A 16,998-nucleotide genomic window follows, 5' to 3' on the forward strand; every position below is an offset into this window, starting at 1 on the left:
GCCCAATTTACTACATCGAAAATTATCAAACAATTGGCTTGGAAATATTAATTTTAACGTCTACCTTATTGCCACTTATGTAAACGATAATTCATGCTAGTAAACAGACGAACCGCGTTAAAACAGGTCCTGGTCGTCTCTGCGGGGCTGGCGTTACTGCCATCCTGTCTGAGGAAAACGACTCCAGCTTCTATCACATTAAAAAATATAGCGGTAGATGGGGAAGGGGAGAATATGCTGGCATTGCTGGCTGATACACTTATTCCAACTACATCCACTCCTGGTGCTAAGGATGTCAAGGCACATCTGTTTGCCCTGACGATGGTGGACGATTGCTTTAAGAAGGACGATCAGCAGAAATGGCTGACTGGTATGAAGGCATTCTCCGCGCTGAGCGAGAAGAACAATGGTAAATCCTTCGGTGATAGTACACCGGAAGCAAGAAAGACCCTGCTGGAACTACTGGAAAAATCCAAGCCGGAGGATGGGGAAGCGGCTTACTTCTACCATGCGACAAAACGCCTGATCGTTCAGGGGTACACTAATTCAGAATATTATCTTACCAAAGTACAGGTATACGAACTGGTGCCAGGTCGTTTCTATGGGAGCGTACCTGTTAAACCAGCAGGCAGAAAAACTGCGTAACAGAGATTATTATGGCGAATATTAATACGGGCGCTCAGGACCGCACATTTGATGCGATCGTGATAGGATCGGGAATCAGTGGCGGATGGGCTGCAAAAGAGTTTACGGAAAAAGGCCTGAAAACACTGGTCCTGGAAAGAGGCCGCGATGTAAAACACCTGAAAGACTATCCCACCACAAACATGTATCCCTGGGAATTTAAACACAGGGGGCAGATACCGGAAGCTATTAAGGAAGAAGCTCCTGTTGTGAGCCGCTGTTATGCCTTCAAGGAAGATGCGATGCATTTCTTCGTGAAGGATAAAGAGCATCCTTACGAACAGGATAAACCTTTTGACTGGATCCGAGGATACCAGGTGGGTGGTAAATCGCTGCTATGGGCAAGACAAACACAACGCTGGAGTGATTATGACTTCGAAGGTCCTGCAAGGGACGGATTCGCGGTCGACTGGCCGATCCGCTATGCTGATATTGCACCATGGTATAGCTATGTAGAGAAATTTGTTGGTATCTCTGGTAACAAAGACGGACTGGATAACCTGCCTGATGGTGAGTTCCTGCCGGCAATGGAGATGACTGCCGTTGAGAAATATTTTCAGGGATTTGTATCAAAGAACTACAAAGACCGCAACGTGATCTATGGTCGTTGTGCACACCTTTCTGAGCCACAGCCGATCCACATCGAGCAGGGCAGGGTGAAGTGCCAGAAAAGGAACCTCTGTCAGCGTGGCTGTCCGTTTGGTGGTTACTTTAGCAGTAACTCCTCTACATTGCCATGGGCAGAGAAAACCGGTAACCTGACCCTACGTCCGGACGCTGTGGTACACTCTATCATTTACGATGAACAGAAGGGGAAAGCAACCGGTGTACGTGTGGTGGATGCGAAGACGAAAGAAACGACCGAGTATTATGCCCGTGTTATTTTCGTGAACGCGGCTGCGATCAATTCTAACCTGATACTGCTTAACTCCACTTCCAGCCGCTTCCCACAGGGATTGGGCAATGATAGTGGCGTACTGGGAAAGTACTTCGCGTTTCATAACTACCGTGCTACCATTTACGCAGACTATGACGGTTTTATGGATGTGACCACCGAAGGTCGTCGTCCTACGAGTGCTTACATACCCCGTTTCCGCAACGTGAAGAAACAGGAAACGGACTTCCTCCGCGGTTATGCAGCCGGCTTCGATACTGGTCGCCGAAAGTGGAACAGCCAGGATGGGGTGGGTACCAGCCTGAAAGATCAGCTGTTCAACGAAGAGATGGGCAACTGGTATGTAGGCTCCCACATGATGGGTGAGACGATCCCGAAAGAGATCAGTCAGCTGACACTGGATAAAGCAAAGAAAGATGAATGGGGTATGCCTGTCATACATATTAACCTCGGCTACGACGATAATGATGAGAAGATGATCAAGGATTTCCATGAGCAGATGACAGAGATGTATACGAAAGCAGGCTTTACCAATATCCGTACAGGCGATTCCAAACAGGCGCCTGGACTGGACATCCATGAGATGGGCGGCGCACGTATGGGTAAAGACCCGAAAACGTCTGTACTGAACAAATGGAACCAGATGCACGATGTGAAGAACGTGTTTGTGACAGACGGCGCTTGTATGACTTCCACATCCACACAGAACCCGTCCCTGACGTATATGGCACTGACCGCAAGGGCGGTGGACTATGCGGTAGGACAGATGAAGAGAGGCGATTTGTAACAGATTAGTAATAATAAAGTCAAAGGGCGTGTGCTGATAGCAGTACACGCCCTTTAACTTTATTATCATCTGCCAGCTAGGGAACGGCTACCATTTCAATCAGCATACCTCTTTTGCCACTGTGGGTTTGCATGAATTGAATCAGCACATTATCTCCTGGCTTAAAGGGTAAAGGGCTGATATGCATCAGTGAGCCATCACCTAGTCGGTGGAACGTACGGCGCTCGGTTCTTTTCCCGTTTTTTAACTGTAACCCCAGTACTTCCGTCACAGTTGTATAAATGACAATCTTGTGGGTAGATGTTTTTGCTACCCAGTTGCCATGGGCCACTATTCCCAGACCAATTAGCAGGACTGGGCCGGCGCCAATGGTGAGGATGAGCCAAAGGTGCTCCCATTTAAAACCGGTAGCGAATGCCAGTATCAGGGATATGACCACCGCCACTCCAAAAAGGCAACCTACGGCGCTGGCACTATCTCTGATGATTTTCTTCCTGTCTTTTTCTTCCACCGGCACCACATCTTCCCGCAGGGAGTATTGATGATAGCGTATATCCAGCAGTATATTGACGCCAGGGTCAAACTCCACATAAGATAATTTAACAGGTATATGTGTTAGTGTCACGATGTCGTCAATAATACGTTTATAACGGAAGTGTGCCGGATGGTATCCTGTGCCACTGGCAATGTACAGGTCAAGGTGATAATTAGTGAAGTGATAGCGTATTAGTTTGCGGTCAATTAGCTCTGCCCGCACTAGCTGGTCGGTGACTATCTGCTTTTGATGACCATGTGCCGGCATATTGAAGTAAGCGTGATATTTCTTCCGCTGGCGCAGGCCGTAAACGATCAGTATAATACCTGGAATAAAGAAGAAGCTGGCGAATATAAGCAGGATCGGCGCTGATAATACGAGTAGACCGAAGATGATGCCTGTAATACTTAATACACTGCCGACTATCAGCAAGCCTTTGATGCCTATCTCGTTCGGTTGCTTTAGCTGTTTTAAAATATTGATCTCCGCTTCTGTTAATAGGGTCGTAGTGCGCATGGATTATGATTCGGGCTACATTTTTTAATCATGCCGGAAGATAAAGATTATCTGCAAAATGACAAGTGACTGCTAGGAAGAACTATTGCTTCGTAATGCTGATGAGTGGCCCTCTGGTACCATCCTGTTTTACCAGGAACTGTATCAGTATATTGTCTCCGATGCAGCCGCCTGTTATTGTTACCGGTAACAGTGTTCCGTTTCCAAGCCGGTAGTGCGTTTTTTCACCATGTCAATCCATTCCCCTATAGAGCCATCTGGTAGTAAAGGGAACTGTATCTCAGGAACAGGCTACAAACAGGTATTAAATAATCGGGCAGGTATTGCGTCGTCAGCATCTGTATATTATTCATAGGTCAGGTTCGGAACCTAAAGGTAGCGAAATATCTTACATCAGGAAGATGACCGGGGGCGGGTAGGATCAGAACAGCCATAGCAGACCATAACCTATCAGCATACCTGAGAGGCTGGTAAACAGCAGTTGTTGCTGCTTCAATAGGTTGAGTGTCAGGCGTTCGCGGTACACATAGTGCCCCAAGCGGTTAGCAGTAAATAATGACAGGGGGATAACAGCCGCGCACAATAAGGTAAGATGGAGATAACGCGCGCTGGTAACAGAGAGTCCTATGCCAGTGCCCAGCGCGACATATGCTGCCAGACAGAAAGGGCATTTGGGTATGATGGCCAGCAAAAAAGCCGGCAGCAATGGTTTCACAAACCGGAGGGTTCTATGAAAAAAGCCGGATGCTACAGGCATAGTAGCCTTTCCCGCCTGTTCGGGCATACGGGGAGCTTCCCCAGGTGAATGCTCCCCGCAATAACGACATGTACGCATGATATCAATATTTAGTGACCGCAGCAGCTGTTGGCCTGCGGTGTCTGTACCTGGTATTTATCGTGATGTTTTACCCAGTCAGTGAGATTACCTTCTCCATCCGTCTCATTACGCCCCTTCGGCGTCATATCCAGCATGCTATATGTGCTGAGCACTGTTTCTGCGCCACGGGCAAAGGTGGAATAGGTGTGATAGATGTCCCCGTTTTCATCCTTATAGAAGACGCTCATCCCAGGTAATTCCTTTTCTGTTACAGGGACTTTTTCGTAGTTATATGTCATCTCGTTTTTGGCAATTTCATCTTCTGTTGCCGATACGCGATAGTCGAAGTTAAAGTCGTTCTGATTGGAGGATACCCATTTGAATGACCAGCCCATACGTTCCCGGAAAGGGACGATCTCGTGATAGGGAGCGCGGGAGATGGCCACGTAAGAGACGTCATGGTTCAGCAGGTGTACCAGGCCACTGTCTACATTATCGGCCATAAAAGAACAGCCTACACAGCCCTCTTTCCAGCCTGGGCCCAGCATGAAATGCTGTACGATCAGCTGACTACGGTCTTCAAACAGGTCGGCTAATGATACCGGGCCATCGGGACCCTCAAAAATGTATTGTTTCTCTACCTTCTCCCAGGGAAGATCACGGCGCAGTTTGCTTAATTCATCGCGGAGGTGGGTTAATTCCTTCTCTTTTTTCAGTAATTCCTTGCGGGCTTCTATCCATTCTTCAGCTGATACTATGGGGTGTTCCTGCTCCACGGCTTGATCGGTATGGTACGCTTTCATGTCTTTGAGGTTTAGTGTACTACAAATGTCCGCCGGTATTGGTAATGTCCGGCAGTGCATTACTGCCAAAATAAGGGGGTATTTGAGACATATTTCACCCTGGAAAGCAATCAGAGAAGTTCTGAGCATTTGGCTGACCAATCATCACCAGTTATGATGGCAGCCAACCGTTATTTATGCAATAAAGGCGTGCCCATGGCCATCATCCTATAAAAATGCCAGTATCCGCCGGTAATAGCGTAACTTTGTACTTTGTATCGTTTGAAATGTGTAATTATGAAAATAAGTAATTCGGATATTGTACGCCTTGCAGAGATTAAATCCTATTTCATTGACCCGCCTTATACCTTCAGGATTCATAGCTTAGCAAAGCCTCAGATAGACGAAGCTATGGACATACTGAAAAAATACAAAATATCTCCGGTATTGATGGGACAGATGGAGGATCTAAGACAGTTATTTGCGGCGTCTGAGGAAGATGTAAATACAACCCGTGAAAATATGCGATCTTTCGCTATCCTGCTAAACCGCGTCAACCGGTAATCACAGGTAGCCTTTAATATAGAAACCACGTAATATGAATGGAAAACTTTTGCTCATTACCGGGGCAATTATGGCTGTTATTGCCTGTAAAGACAGGCCGCAGCCAGTCGTAAAAGAGCGATCTCCACGCGAAGAATTTCCCGCATTATTTGAAGGGGTACAGTCTGCACAGGTGTTTCCGGACAGTAAGACTTTTGCGGACTGCGCTCCCAGGCAGTCGCCGGCAGATATATTAAAGGCTTATGCGCGGGAGCGTGGGGCCGCCGGCTTTAACCTCTCTTCCTTCGTACATAAATATTTTTATGTACCCACAGCGGCCACTTCCTCTTATGTGACGGATACAACCCAGGATGTAGTGGCGCATATTGAATCACTGTGGAATGTATTAAAACGTTCTCCTGATACCACCGATACCTGGGGCTCCCTGATTCCGCTGCCCGAACCATACGTCGTTCCGGGGGGGCGTTTCCGTGAGGTGTATTACTGGGATAGCTACTTTACCATGCTCGGACTGAAAGAAAGTGGCCGTACGGACCTGATAGAGAGTATGATCAGGAACTTTGCGTACCTGATCAATACCTATGGTTTTATTCCCAACGGGAACAGAACCTACTACCTGACCCGTTCCCAGCCGCCGTATTTTTCGCTGATGGTACAATTGCTTGTGTCAGCAAAAGAAGACCGCAAACAGGAGATCCTGACCACTTATCTTGACGAACTGGAGAAAGAATACCAGTTCTGGATGAAGAAACCAGCGGAAGGTAAGACTGATGGGCACCTGGTAGTGCTGAAGGATGGTACGGTATTAAACCGTTACTGGGATAGGGGCAACTGGCCAAGAGAGGAATCTATGCGGGAAGATATCGCTACCGCCAAGAGATCGGCCCGTGGTGAAGGGGTGTACCGTGAATTACGGACCGGCGCAGAGTCAGGATGGGATTATAGCTGCCGTTGGTTTGAGGATGGTAAAACACTGGGCTCCATTCATATCACTGACATCATTCCTGTTGACCTGAACTGTTTGCTGTACAACCTGGAAATGACGCTGGCAGATGCCTGCAAAATGAAAGGCAATACTGTCAAAGCCCTGCAATATGAATCAGCTGCCGGCATCCGCAGAGACGCGATCCTGCAATACTGCTGGGACCCGAAGACGGGTTTTTTCAGGGATTATGACTTTAAGAAAGAGAAACGCACGCCCGTGCTGCACCTCGGTGGGATGTATCCGTTCTTCTTTGGTATCGCGCGGAAGGGACAGGCAGATAGCGCGTCGGTGGTGCTTGAAAAGGACTTTCTGTATCCCGGCGGACTGGTATCCACGCCTTTCGAAACAGGTGAACAGTGGGATGCACCCAATGGCTGGGCGCCGCTGCAATGGATGACGATCTCCGGGCTGCTTACCTATGATAACGATTCACTGGCATCGGAGATTGCCGGTCGCTGGGCACGACAGAGTATCAGGGTGTTTAAGCAGACAGGTAAACTGCTGGAAAAGTATAACGTGAAAGACACCTCGCTGACAGGGGGAGGAGGGGAATATCCTAATCAGGATGGTTTTGGATGGACAAACGGTGTACTGCTGAAGATCCTGCATATGCAACAGCAGGGGGTATTGAATAATGGAAAAAATATTGATACCTTATAGCATGCTAAAACCATCACAACGTCTTTTATCAATAGACGCATTCCGCGCCCTTACCATGCTTACCATGATATTTGTCAACGATGTAAGCAGTGTGAAGAACATCCCGGTATGGATTGACCACGTAAAGGCCCAGGATGACGGTATGGGCTTTGCTGATACGGTCTTTCCCGCATTCCTGTTCATTGTCGGCCTATCTATTCCCTTCGCTATCGGCAAAAGGATCACCAAACAGGACTCTTTTTTCAGTATTGCATCACATATCCTGATCCGCTCACTGGCGCTGATCGTAATGGGCTTCTTTCATGTGAACCTCGAAGGATATAGTGCTGAAGCCCTTCTCCCGTATGCATTATGGGAACTGCTCATCACGATCGGGTTCTTCCTGGTATGGCTGGATTACCCAACTGATATGAAAGCCGGCCGTAAATATACCCTGATAGGGACAGGTATCGTATTGCTGGGAACACTGGCCGCCCTCTACAAAGGTGGAACAGCAGCAGCCCCTCACTGGATGCAGCCGTCCTGGTGGGGCATTCTGGGTATTATCGGCTGGGCCTACCTGGTGGTAGCTATCCTGTATCTACTCGTGAAGGGGAACTTTGCCGCAATAACTGCCATTTTAGGCACTTTCCTGCTGATCAATATACTTACGCACGCACATCTCCTTGACATCAATATCCCGCTTATAAATGACGGTTCTTCCGTATCCCTGATCATGGCAGGAGCCGTGGTATCTTCCCTGTATACCTTACTGGATAAGAAAGGCAGGCTGTCGATGGTACTGCCGGTCTTCATCGGACTGAGCATGCTGGCCATTATAGCGGGTTTTGTACTGCGTCCCTACACGGAAGGTATATCCAAGATCAGGTCTACACCGGCATGGGTGCTGATCTGTACCGGTATCAGTATACTGGTATTTGTCAGCATGATATGGCTGGTAGATATGGCGGGTAAGATAAACTGGTTGAAGGCGATACGTCCTGCCGGCACCAGCACACTGACCTGTTACCTCATCCCTTATCTGCTATACTCGCTGCTTATGCTGGCGGGCATCCGTTACCCTTCCTGGCTGAGTGAAGGCATGCCGGGACTGATCAGGTCAGTAGTGATTGCTTTCCTGGTAATATTCCTCGTGGGATGGATGGAAAAGAAAAAGGTCAGGTTGAAGATTTAACAACGGTCGCTTCAACCGGTCTGATGTCGGCTTTTATTTCCGGCTGCCGTATGATCGGTTTGATGATCATACGTAAGGCCTGGTCTCTGGTGAAATAAGCGACCGTCCAGTTGTACATGGTCTTCAGCTTATTACGGTAGTTGATCAGTGCCATTACGTGAATGAACAACCACATCACCCAGGCAATAAAACCATTGAAGTGCAGCTTGGGTGATGGTATATCTGCTACGGCATTATTACGGCCGATAATTGCCATCGTACCCTTATCTACATAACTGAAAGGCTTCAGCTCTTTGTTATCTGCCATACGGGAAAAGTTGGTCGCCAGGTTACGTCCCTGTTGCAGGGCAACCTGTGCCAGCTGTGGATGGCCTTCCGGAAAGTTTTTATCTGTTTTGGTAAGCGCGGTATCACCTATCGCGTAGATGTCATCGACCCCGATCACCCTGTTATAGGCATCGGTCATCATTCTTCTGCCCGGGCCAGTGCTGGCAATAGGAATACCATCATGCAGGCTGGCCGTTACACCGGCTGCCCAGATGAGGGTAGTGGTATGAATGGTGTCGCCATTGTTCAGGATCACCTGGTCGTCCACAAAATCTTTGACCCTGGTCTTCAGTTTGATCTTCACACCCAGTCTGCGGAGGGCATCATAGGTATGTTTCTGAGATCTTGGGCTCATCGGTTCCAGCAGCGCATCCCCGCCATTCACCAGGTATATTTCACCACCTGTTCCTTCCAGTTCAGGATAGTCTTTTCTGATAACGAATTTTCTCAACTCTGCCAGCATCCCGGATACTTCCACACCTGTCGGACCGCCACCAGCGATCACGATAGTGGTCAGTTTCTTTCTTTCCACCGCATCCTGGGTAATAGAAGCTGTCTCCAGTCTCTTCAGTAGTCTGTTGCGCATCTCAAGAGCATCATTCACGGTTTTCATCGGAATGGCCCTCTTTCTGATGTTCTCATTGCCAAAGTAGTTGGTTTCGGTACCGGTAGCAAATACGAGGTAATCATACTGTAGTTCACCATTGCTGAGGTAAACAGTATGCGCTACCGGGTCTACCCGCTGGAACTCCCCCATATGGAAGTTCAGATTGGGTTTGTCCCGGAATAGCTTACGGAACGGATAACAGATACTTGATGTCTCCAGAAATCCCGTTGCCAGCTGATAAATGAGAGGAGGAAAATAATTATAGTTGTTCTTGTCTACTAATGTGATCTGAAAGCGACTGTCACGTTGTAGCTTTTTTGCCAGATTAATACCTGCGAATCCACCGCCTATGATCACGACCCTAATTGCTTGTGCTTTTGTTTCTGAGCTTTCCATTGTAAACATATTTCCTGGTTTGTAAATATAGTCAATCCTGCTAACATGATTCGTGACATATGTCATGGACCGGTTAATACTTGCTGTATCTTTCATGGTTTGATTGCCTATTTTTGTGGACTATGAAAGGAATTACACATATTCAGCATTTTGTGTCTGACCCTGATGCATTGTTTATCTATCTGAAAGAGAACGTTTTATGGGATGAGGGAATGACCGCCCGTAAAACTGCGAGCTTCGGCGTAGCTTACAACTATTCACAGATGAGCTATCCCTATCAGCCTTTTACACCTGAACTGCAGGAACTGGTAGCCGGTATTGGCGCTACTATCGGATTTACACCCAATAATTGTCTGATCAATTTCTATCCTGACGGGACATCTAAAATGGGCTACCACGCCGATCAGACTGATATACTGGAAGATGGTACCGGTATTGTTATTGTATCTATAGGCGCTACGAGGATACTGCGCTTCAAACGTATAGCAGATGCCGGGGAACTGGTTGATTTTCCGTTGAATAGCGGATCACTGATCTATATGACCCAGGAAGTACAGCAGGAATGGCTGCATGCTATCCCCGCCGCAAATACCACGGATGGTAGAATGAGCCTTACTTTCCGGGCAATTAAATAATTATTATCTTTAATCAGTAACCATGTATATGAAACAACTATTCTCCCTTTTCGCACTGTCACTGACTGTTTGTTTTACCGCCTGCGGACAGAGATTCCAGGACGACGTCAATACGATCCTCAAATTTGATAAGATGTATGCGCCGCCTGCAAATCCTATTCTCTTTACCGGCAGTTCCTCTATCCGCAAATGGGATGATCTGGAGCTGACATTCGCGGAGCATAAACCCATGAACAGGGGCATAGGGGGAGCCGTTACCAATGATATTATCCATTACGCCAATGATATCATATTCCCCTACCATCCGCGGGAGATCGTGATCTATGTCGGTGAGAATGACCTGGTAGAAAAAGGTGTGACCGCGGATAGCGTCTTCAACAGGTTCAAAAACCTGTATACGCTCATCAGAAGTAAACTGCCTCAGATCCCACTGGTGTATATTTCTATCAAGCCCAGTCCCAGCAGAGAGCAGTTCCTGCCAATGGCGAAAGCGGCGAACGCTTTGATTAAGGACTACATTGCCGGTCAGTCGAATATCACATTTGTGGATGTATTTTCCCTGATGCTCGATAAAAACGGTAAACCACGTAAAGAACTGTTTGTAGAAGATATGCTGCATATGAATGCCCAGGGCTACGCAATATGGAGAAAAGCGGTGGCACCGTATCTGGAAACGGAGAAAAATAATTAAACAGGGGCATATCATTTGCAGTTCATAGGGCATAAACACATAATTATGTACCTCAGACTCCTGCCGCTACCGTTGCTGTTCTTCCTGTCTTCGTTTGCACAGAAAAACAGCCCCGAACTGCCTGCTCCGCATGCCACAAAATCCTACATGAAGTACAGCAATGTAAAAGGCTGGAAAGATGGAGAGAAGCCCATTGCTCCGGAGGGATTTATTGTCACGCAGTATGCGGATGATCTGCAGAACCCCAGATGGCTATACGAACTACCCAACGGAGATCTGCTGGTAGCAGAATCCAATTCTCACTATAAATTCTTTAAGAAGATAGGTGCCGCAATAGTAGGTGCTAACCGGTCCAACAGCATGAAGAAAAGCGCCAACAGGATCAGCCTTCTGCGGGATGCGGACCATGATGGCATTCCGGAAACAAAGACTATCTTCCTGGATGGCCTGAACCAGCCTTTCGGCATGCTGCTGGTCGGTGATCAGTTTTATGTCGCCAATACAGATGGCCTGCTGCGTTTCCCCTATAAGGAAGGTGCTGTCAGTATAGACGCAAAGGGAGAGCAGATCGCTACCTTCCCGGCTGGAAAAGTGAATCAGCACTGGACACGGAATATCATTGCCAATAAAGACAAATCGAAGTTTTACGTAGCGGTAGGCTGTGGCACTGACCATGGTGAAAAGGGAATGGACAAGGAGGTGCTAAAGGCCAATATCCTGGAAATGAATCCCGACGGCAGCGGTATGCGGGTATATGCTTCGGGGCTTAGAAACCCTGTAGGAATGGACTGGGCGCCAGGTACCAATACGCTTTGGGTGGCGGTCAATGAAAGAGACAAACTGGGTAATGACCTTGTTCCTGATTATATCACGGGGGTGAAGGAAGGAGGGTTCTACGGATGGCCATACAGTTATTTCGGGCAGCATCCTGATCCCCGGGTGCCGGATGCACCTGTGGGACTGATAGAACGGGCAATTGTACCAGACTTTCCGTTGAAAGCACATACAGCCAGCCTGGGACTGGTGTTTTACACACGGAATGTTTTTCCGGAAAAGTATAAGAACGGGGCGTTTATTACACAGCATGGTTCCTGGAACCGCAAGCCGGTATCTGGCTATAAAGTGATCTTTGTCCCATTCAGGAATGGGCAGCCTGCAGGGCCGGAGGAAGATTTCCTGACCGGTTTTGTGAAGGACAGTGTATCCGGTGTCGTACGTGGCAGACCGGTAGGTATTGCCGTATCGCAGACGGGTGCATTGTTTATTACTGACGACAGGACCAACAGGATCTGGCGTGTGAGCTATGCAGCGCCTAAGCCTTAAGCGAAAAGCGGATCTTTATAAACGAATAAGCGGTTGCATCGTCAGATACAACCGCTTATTTTTTGCCGGCAGGCTATTAGTTACAGTGTCCCAGTGCCCAGTAAATGATTATAAACAAAACAATGGAACCTAGGCAGCCACCGCCAAATTTCTTTGCGCCCCAACCGGCGATAAGAGCTCTGAAGAAGTTGTTCATACGGAAGATCTTTTTATCGCATAAAACAATAATCAGGCCCGTTCCATACTATCTCACAGTCCTTCATACAATTGCAGCCGTGCGCGCAGGCTGATGAGCTCTGCCTGCATATGTCTTACCCTGTCCAGCAGGTGCCTGATCACGTCAATACCTGCTGTATTCACGCCCATTTCACTATACCAGCGGGTATACAGCTCCAGGTCCTGGAGCTGTTCTTCTGAAATAAAACTGTTGCCCTCCACTACGGTAATAGCGATCAGTCCTTCATCAGCAAGTGAGTCAATAAAATTGGATTCTATCTCATGAACCGTGCAATATTGCTGTATAGCTATCATTGCTGCCTGCATAACGGGAAATTTAATGTGATGAATTGGCCAGTTGTCTGAATAGTTCTTTTTGTGCGTCCGTCAGATTAGTCGGTAGCAGGATCGTATAAGTGATGATCAGATCTCCGAAAGCACCTTCCTGTTTGTAGACAGGGAAGCCCTTTCCTTTCAGTCTGACCTTCGTGCCATTCTGCGTTTCCGGTTTCACCTTCAGTTTCACTTTTCCACTCAGTGTATCCAGTGTAACATCTCCGCCCAGTATCGCGGTGTAGAGGTCCAGTTCGACCGTCATGTATACGTCGTTGTCCACTCTTTTAAATGTTGGATCTTCTGGTATCACAAATGTGATATACAGGTCGCCATTCGGACCGCCGTTACCACCCGGGGCACCATGTCCTTTCAGTTTGATGACCTGTCCGTTGGCAATACCGGCAGGAACCGTGATCCTGACCTGTTTGTCATTCACATTTAGTGTATGCTGGTGAGTCGTATATGCTTCCCGCAAGGGGACATGCAGTTCTGCATTATAATCCTGACCACGGAATTTCCGCTGTCTGCCACCACCGCTGCCGCCGGAACGGTTTCCAAAGAGCGATTCGAAGAAGTCAGAGAACTGTCCTTCACCGAAGTTGCCCTCAAATCCCTGTCCGCCAAAGCCTCCGAATCCTTGTCCGCCGTAACCGCCTGCGCTGCCACGTTGCTGTTTGGCCTGTTCATACTGATCTGCGTGTTGCCAGTGTTCTCCATAGGCGTCATATTTCTTACGCTTATCCGGATCACTCAACACCTCATTCGCTTCGTTGATCTGCTGAAATTTAATATTGGCCTCTTTATCGTTAGGATTCATGTCAGGATGGTGTTTCCTGGCGAGTTTCCGGTATGCCTTCTTAATGTCGTCTGCGGAAGCTTTTTTGTCGACTCCCAATATCTGGTAATAATCTATAAAAGCCATATGTAATCGGGTATATATGGCTACAGCACAAAATCTTTGCCATCTCTTATTTATTAATTTATCTATATTTGGCAACTTAAACCCTTATCCCTTGGACACACAACATTCCTCAACCGGCAAAGCGCCCGGTATTATTGAAATTACGCCGCCTTCAGAGGCTACTATCAAAACCCAGAGCATCCGATTGATCGCTTCCGGAATTATGGGACAGTTTACCACTATGTCACCTTTGGTGTCATTACGTAAGTCTTCCGACTTCTACAACTGCTATGATGTCAGGTTGCATATGTACCTGCCCGATCATGCAAGAAACTTACACCTGGATGAGAATATCTCATCTGCCGGTACTATTGATATCGAAAATGGCCCGATTGAAGTAAGAGAGATCAACATCATTTATGACAACCCGGAGATCAAGCCTGAGATCTATGCCTACTCGCTGTGGGATATCTCTTTCCGCTACTGTGTAGAGGGCCGCGAGCTGCCATGCATCCGTGTGCGTTATGTCATTGATGATCCTGAAACCACACACGGTACCGTTACCAGTGTTGAGAAGACCTGATAAGTATGGTTAAACACATATGTTGTCAACTTGTCATCTTATTGTTTTGGTGCATCGGGTTATGCCATAACGCGGCTGCACAGAAAATTAATTTGCCGCCTGCCATCCGTCAGCTGATCACTGCGCAGTGCAATACCTGTAGTCAGCTGCCGGCAGGGCAGGACTCCGCCGTGTCCCGTTATTTTCATCAGTGTCATGCTGCCATTGATAGCGGTAACCTGGACGACGGCTTTAAGTATGCGGCCACTATCACCGCTATGACAGATAGTAATGCCACTGGTCACCGCCTGCTCACTGTCCGATTCCTGAAAGCCAAGATCCTGTATTACAAAGATTTCTATAAAGAGGCACTGTCAGAATATCTCAAACTGACAACCGTTCCATCGCTCGATAGTAATATTCAGGCTAATATCTATCCCAATATTGCTGAGATCTACCTGGAACAGGGGCAGTTCAATAGGTCGCTGGAATATCTTAACCTCGTTAAAAAACATTATTTCCATTTTTACGAACCAACCGTTGCGAGGAAGATATTGAACAATACCGGCGTTTGTCTGCTACACCTGGAGCGCCTGGAAGAAGCGGAAGCCAATTTCGGTAAAAGCATTGCGATCGCTGCTGCACTCAGGGATACGACCGCCCTGGTAAATTCTTACCTGAATATTGCCCTGTTGTACGATCAGCAGTTCCGTTACCCGCAGGAATGGAACTACCTGCAGCAGGCCCTGGCCCTGGCTAAAGATGCCGGTGACCTGAAGATACGCAGTAAAGTGTACCTGAATATGGCCATCGTCGAAGAAAGGAGAGGCCACCTGAAAGAAGCCCTGTCATACCGGAAGGAATACGAGCAGCTCGAATCCCAGATTGCCAACCGTGATAAGATCTGGGAGCTCGCTGAGCAGGAAAAGAAAATAGCCATACAGCAGCAGGAGTTAAAAATGCAGTTGCTCAGACAGGAGAACCAGCTGCGCGCGGCAGAATCAAAGAGAAGACAGTGGCAACGTAATACATTCTTCATTCTTTCGCTGTTCTTTTTGAGTATTGCAGGCATGATCTACTTCGCCTACCGGCAAACAAACCGGCAGAAGCGCATCATCGCTGAGCAGAAAGATAAATTACAGCTGCTCAATGAAACCAAAGATCAGCTCTTCTCTATTGTCGCACATGACCTGCGTTCGCCGGTACATCACCTGAAGATCAATCTCTCGTATCTGAAAGAATCCCTTGCACGCAATAAGATCAGGGAGGCGACCACCCTATCAGAGAATATCGAAAAGATCTCTGACAATACGTATGCCTTGCTGAATAACCTGCTGTATTGGTCACTCGGACAAACAGGTCAGTTAAGTCTGCAGTCCGATCAACATGACGCATATATGATCATCGCTCAGGTGGTGTATGATTTTAATGCAGGCGCGGCGCTGAAGCGCATTACCATCACTAATGATGTGCCCAGGGGGATGTCCTTTTACGGGGATATGAATACGGTGAAGATCATTTTCCGTAATCTGATAGATAACGCCATCAAATATACACATGCGAACGGATCGATACATATCACCGGACGTATGGTGGATGACCATTGTGAAATAACTGTACAGGATACAGGGATCGGTATGGATGAAAAGATCATCCAGGCCATTTATAAACGTGATACCAAACGTATACAACAGGATACCACAGGTAGCAAGAGTACCGGACTGGGTTTATGGCTGGTAAAGGCTATGACCGAAAAAAATGGCGGCTCTCTGCGTATAACTGGTAGCATTGGCGCCGGTACGAGTATCGTAGTCTGCCTGCCTGTAAACGAATATTATGATGCAGCTGAAAGTGCTGATCCTGGAAGATAGCCCTGACGAAGCAGATTTCCTGGTTAACTTTTTAAAGAAACTGGGTTGCTCCGACATTAGGATCACAACAAACCTCAAAGACGCAGTGGATGCCTATGACGCAGCACTGCCGGACATTTGCCTGATTGACATTTACCTGGCCGACAGACCAGATGGGATCTTATTTGCCGAAACGATCAATGAACACCGTGAACAGAGACGGCCGTTCATTTTTCTAACCAGTGCCAGTGACAGCACAACTTTCCGGCTGGCCAAGTTCACCTCGCCCTACAATTACCTGCTGAAACCTTACAATCCGCTGGAACTGGAATATGCCATTGAACTTGCCCTTTCAAAGTTCAGGCAGGAGTCTGCTGCTGTGCCTGCACAGTCGGCCACGCCAGGTTCGGATACATTGTTCATCAAAAAGGGCAACCTCCTGCAAAGGATCGCGTTCGATGACATCCGGTATATTGAAGTGGATGGTAAATACAGCAAGGTGGTGTGCGGCGGCGAGAAGTTCGTCATTCAGCAGTCCCTGAAAGATGTGCAGGCACAGTTACCGCCCGTACAGTTCTGCCGGGTACACCGTAACTATATTGTCAACGTCAGAGAGGTAACGAAGATCAATACATTCAACAACGAGATCTTTTTCCGGGACGGGGAGTCCCTGTTCTTCAGCAGGCGTTACATCGACGAGTTCCTGCAGGCGTTTAAGATCTTCAAATAATGGGGAAGGAATGCCCGGGGTCAGT

Annotated in this window: 17 protein-coding genes; 11 read left to right on the plus strand and 6 right to left on the minus strand. The window is 47.7% G+C overall.

The genetic code is table 11. The features are described from left to right. Nucleotides 1-93 precede the first annotated feature (93 nt). Nucleotides 94-645 carry a gluconate 2-dehydrogenase subunit 3 family protein gene (locus GWR21_RS30820; protein ID WP_162335527.1) on the plus strand — a complete coding sequence of 184 codons (552 nt, stop codon included), beginning with the start codon at nucleotides 94-96 and terminating at the stop codon, nucleotides 643-645. An 11-nt stretch (nucleotides 646-656) separates the two neighbouring features. Beyond that, the gene (locus GWR21_RS30825) at nucleotides 657-2,366 is read left to right on the plus strand and encodes a GMC oxidoreductase (RefSeq protein WP_162335528.1); all 1,710 of its coding nucleotides are present in this window, start codon (nucleotides 657-659) and stop codon (nucleotides 2,364-2,366) included. A 76-nt stretch (nucleotides 2,367-2,442) separates the two neighbouring features. On the opposite strand, the gene GWR21_RS30830 is transcribed toward GWR21_RS30825, so the two are convergent. From GWR21_RS30830 to GWR21_RS30840, 3 genes are all read right to left on the minus strand, one after another. Next, the gene (locus GWR21_RS30830; RefSeq protein ID WP_162335529.1) at nucleotides 2,443-3,417 is read right to left on the minus strand and encodes a hypothetical protein; all 975 of its coding nucleotides are present in this window, start codon (nucleotides 3,415-3,417) and stop codon (nucleotides 2,443-2,445) included. A gap of 421 nt (nucleotides 3,418-3,838) precedes the next feature. Beyond that, complete coding sequence (locus GWR21_RS30835) at nucleotides 3,839-4,252, minus strand: hypothetical protein (protein ID WP_162335530.1); 414 nt, start codon at nucleotides 4,250-4,252, stop codon at nucleotides 3,839-3,841. An 11-nt stretch (nucleotides 4,253-4,263) separates the two neighbouring features. Further along, nucleotides 4,264-5,037, minus strand: a complete 774-nt coding sequence (locus GWR21_RS30840) for a DUF899 domain-containing protein (protein ID WP_162335531.1) — start codon at nucleotides 5,035-5,037, stop codon at nucleotides 4,264-4,266. Between the two features lie 276 nt (nucleotides 5,038-5,313). Between GWR21_RS30840 and GWR21_RS30845 the strand changes: the two genes are divergently transcribed. From GWR21_RS30845 to GWR21_RS30855, 3 genes are read left to right on the plus strand one after another with little or no spacing between them, the layout of a single operon-like run. After that, on the plus strand, nucleotides 5,314-5,580 hold the full coding sequence (locus tag GWR21_RS30845) for a hypothetical protein (RefSeq protein ID WP_162335532.1): 267 nt from the start codon (nucleotides 5,314-5,316) through the stop codon (nucleotides 5,578-5,580). 34 nt (nucleotides 5,581-5,614) lie between these two features. Beyond that, complete coding sequence (treF, locus tag GWR21_RS30850; RefSeq protein WP_162335533.1) at nucleotides 5,615-7,225, plus strand: alpha,alpha-trehalase TreF; 1,611 nt, start codon at nucleotides 5,615-5,617, stop codon at nucleotides 7,223-7,225. A 1-nt stretch (nucleotide 7,226) separates the two neighbouring features. Next, nucleotides 7,227-8,399 carry a DUF5009 domain-containing protein gene (locus GWR21_RS30855; RefSeq protein ID WP_162335534.1) on the plus strand — a complete coding sequence of 391 codons (1,173 nt, stop codon included), beginning with the start codon at nucleotides 7,227-7,229 and terminating at the stop codon, nucleotides 8,397-8,399. Here the strand turns inward: GWR21_RS30855 and GWR21_RS30860 are convergent. Next, nucleotides 8,383-9,729, minus strand: a complete 1,347-nt coding sequence (locus GWR21_RS30860; protein WP_202929018.1) for an NAD(P)/FAD-dependent oxidoreductase — start codon at nucleotides 9,727-9,729, stop codon at nucleotides 8,383-8,385. The genes GWR21_RS30855 and GWR21_RS30860 overlap by 17 nt on opposite strands. A 122-nt stretch (nucleotides 9,730-9,851) precedes the next feature. On the opposite strand from GWR21_RS30860, the gene GWR21_RS30865 reads away from it, so the two are divergent. From GWR21_RS30865 to GWR21_RS30875, 3 genes are read left to right on the plus strand one after another with little or no spacing between them, the layout of a single operon-like run. Further along, nucleotides 9,852-10,364: an alpha-ketoglutarate-dependent dioxygenase AlkB gene (locus tag GWR21_RS30865; RefSeq protein ID WP_162335535.1), complete on the plus strand. Its 513-nt coding sequence runs from the start codon at nucleotides 9,852-9,854 to the stop codon at nucleotides 10,362-10,364. Between the two features lie 28 nt (nucleotides 10,365-10,392). Then, nucleotides 10,393-11,055 carry a GDSL-type esterase/lipase family protein gene (locus tag GWR21_RS30870; protein ID WP_162335536.1) on the plus strand — a complete coding sequence of 221 codons (663 nt, stop codon included), beginning with the start codon at nucleotides 10,393-10,395 and terminating at the stop codon, nucleotides 11,053-11,055. Between the two features lie 45 nt (nucleotides 11,056-11,100). Then, a complete protein-coding gene (locus GWR21_RS30875) occupies nucleotides 11,101-12,378 on the plus strand; it encodes a PQQ-dependent sugar dehydrogenase (RefSeq protein WP_162335537.1) in 1,278 nt (425 codons plus the stop codon). 249 nt (nucleotides 12,379-12,627) lie between these two features. On the opposite strand, the gene GWR21_RS30880 is transcribed toward GWR21_RS30875, so the two are convergent. Together GWR21_RS30880 and GWR21_RS30885 are read right to left on the minus strand one after the other, a co-directional pair. Next, entirely contained in the window at nucleotides 12,628-12,921 is a 294-nt protein-coding gene (locus GWR21_RS30880; protein ID WP_162335538.1) for a chaperone modulator CbpM, read from the minus strand. A 10-nt stretch (nucleotides 12,922-12,931) separates the two neighbouring features. Further along, entirely contained in the window at nucleotides 12,932-13,852 is a 921-nt protein-coding gene (locus tag GWR21_RS30885) for a DnaJ C-terminal domain-containing protein (RefSeq protein WP_162335539.1), read from the minus strand. A gap of 91 nt (nucleotides 13,853-13,943) precedes the next feature. Between GWR21_RS30885 and GWR21_RS30890 the strand changes: the two genes are divergently transcribed. From GWR21_RS30890 to GWR21_RS30900, 3 genes are all read left to right on the plus strand, one after another. Then, nucleotides 13,944-14,414 carry a hypothetical protein gene (locus GWR21_RS30890; RefSeq protein ID WP_162335540.1) on the plus strand — a complete coding sequence of 157 codons (471 nt, stop codon included), beginning with the start codon at nucleotides 13,944-13,946 and terminating at the stop codon, nucleotides 14,412-14,414. 92 nt (nucleotides 14,415-14,506) lie between these two features. Continuing rightward, entirely contained in the window at nucleotides 14,507-16,264 is a 1,758-nt protein-coding gene (locus GWR21_RS30895; protein WP_162335541.1) for a sensor histidine kinase, read from the plus strand. Then, nucleotides 16,230-16,973, plus strand: coding sequence for a LytR/AlgR family response regulator transcription factor (locus GWR21_RS30900; protein ID WP_162335542.1), 744 nt, complete (start codon nucleotides 16,230-16,232; stop codon nucleotides 16,971-16,973). The genes GWR21_RS30895 and GWR21_RS30900 overlap by 35 nt, the downstream gene beginning before the upstream one ends. The last annotated feature ends 25 nt before the right edge of the window (nucleotides 16,974-16,998 follow it).

The organism is Chitinophaga agri, from assembly GCF_010093065.1.
Taxonomy (GTDB): domain Bacteria; phylum Bacteroidota; class Bacteroidia; order Chitinophagales; family Chitinophagaceae; genus Chitinophaga; species Chitinophaga agri.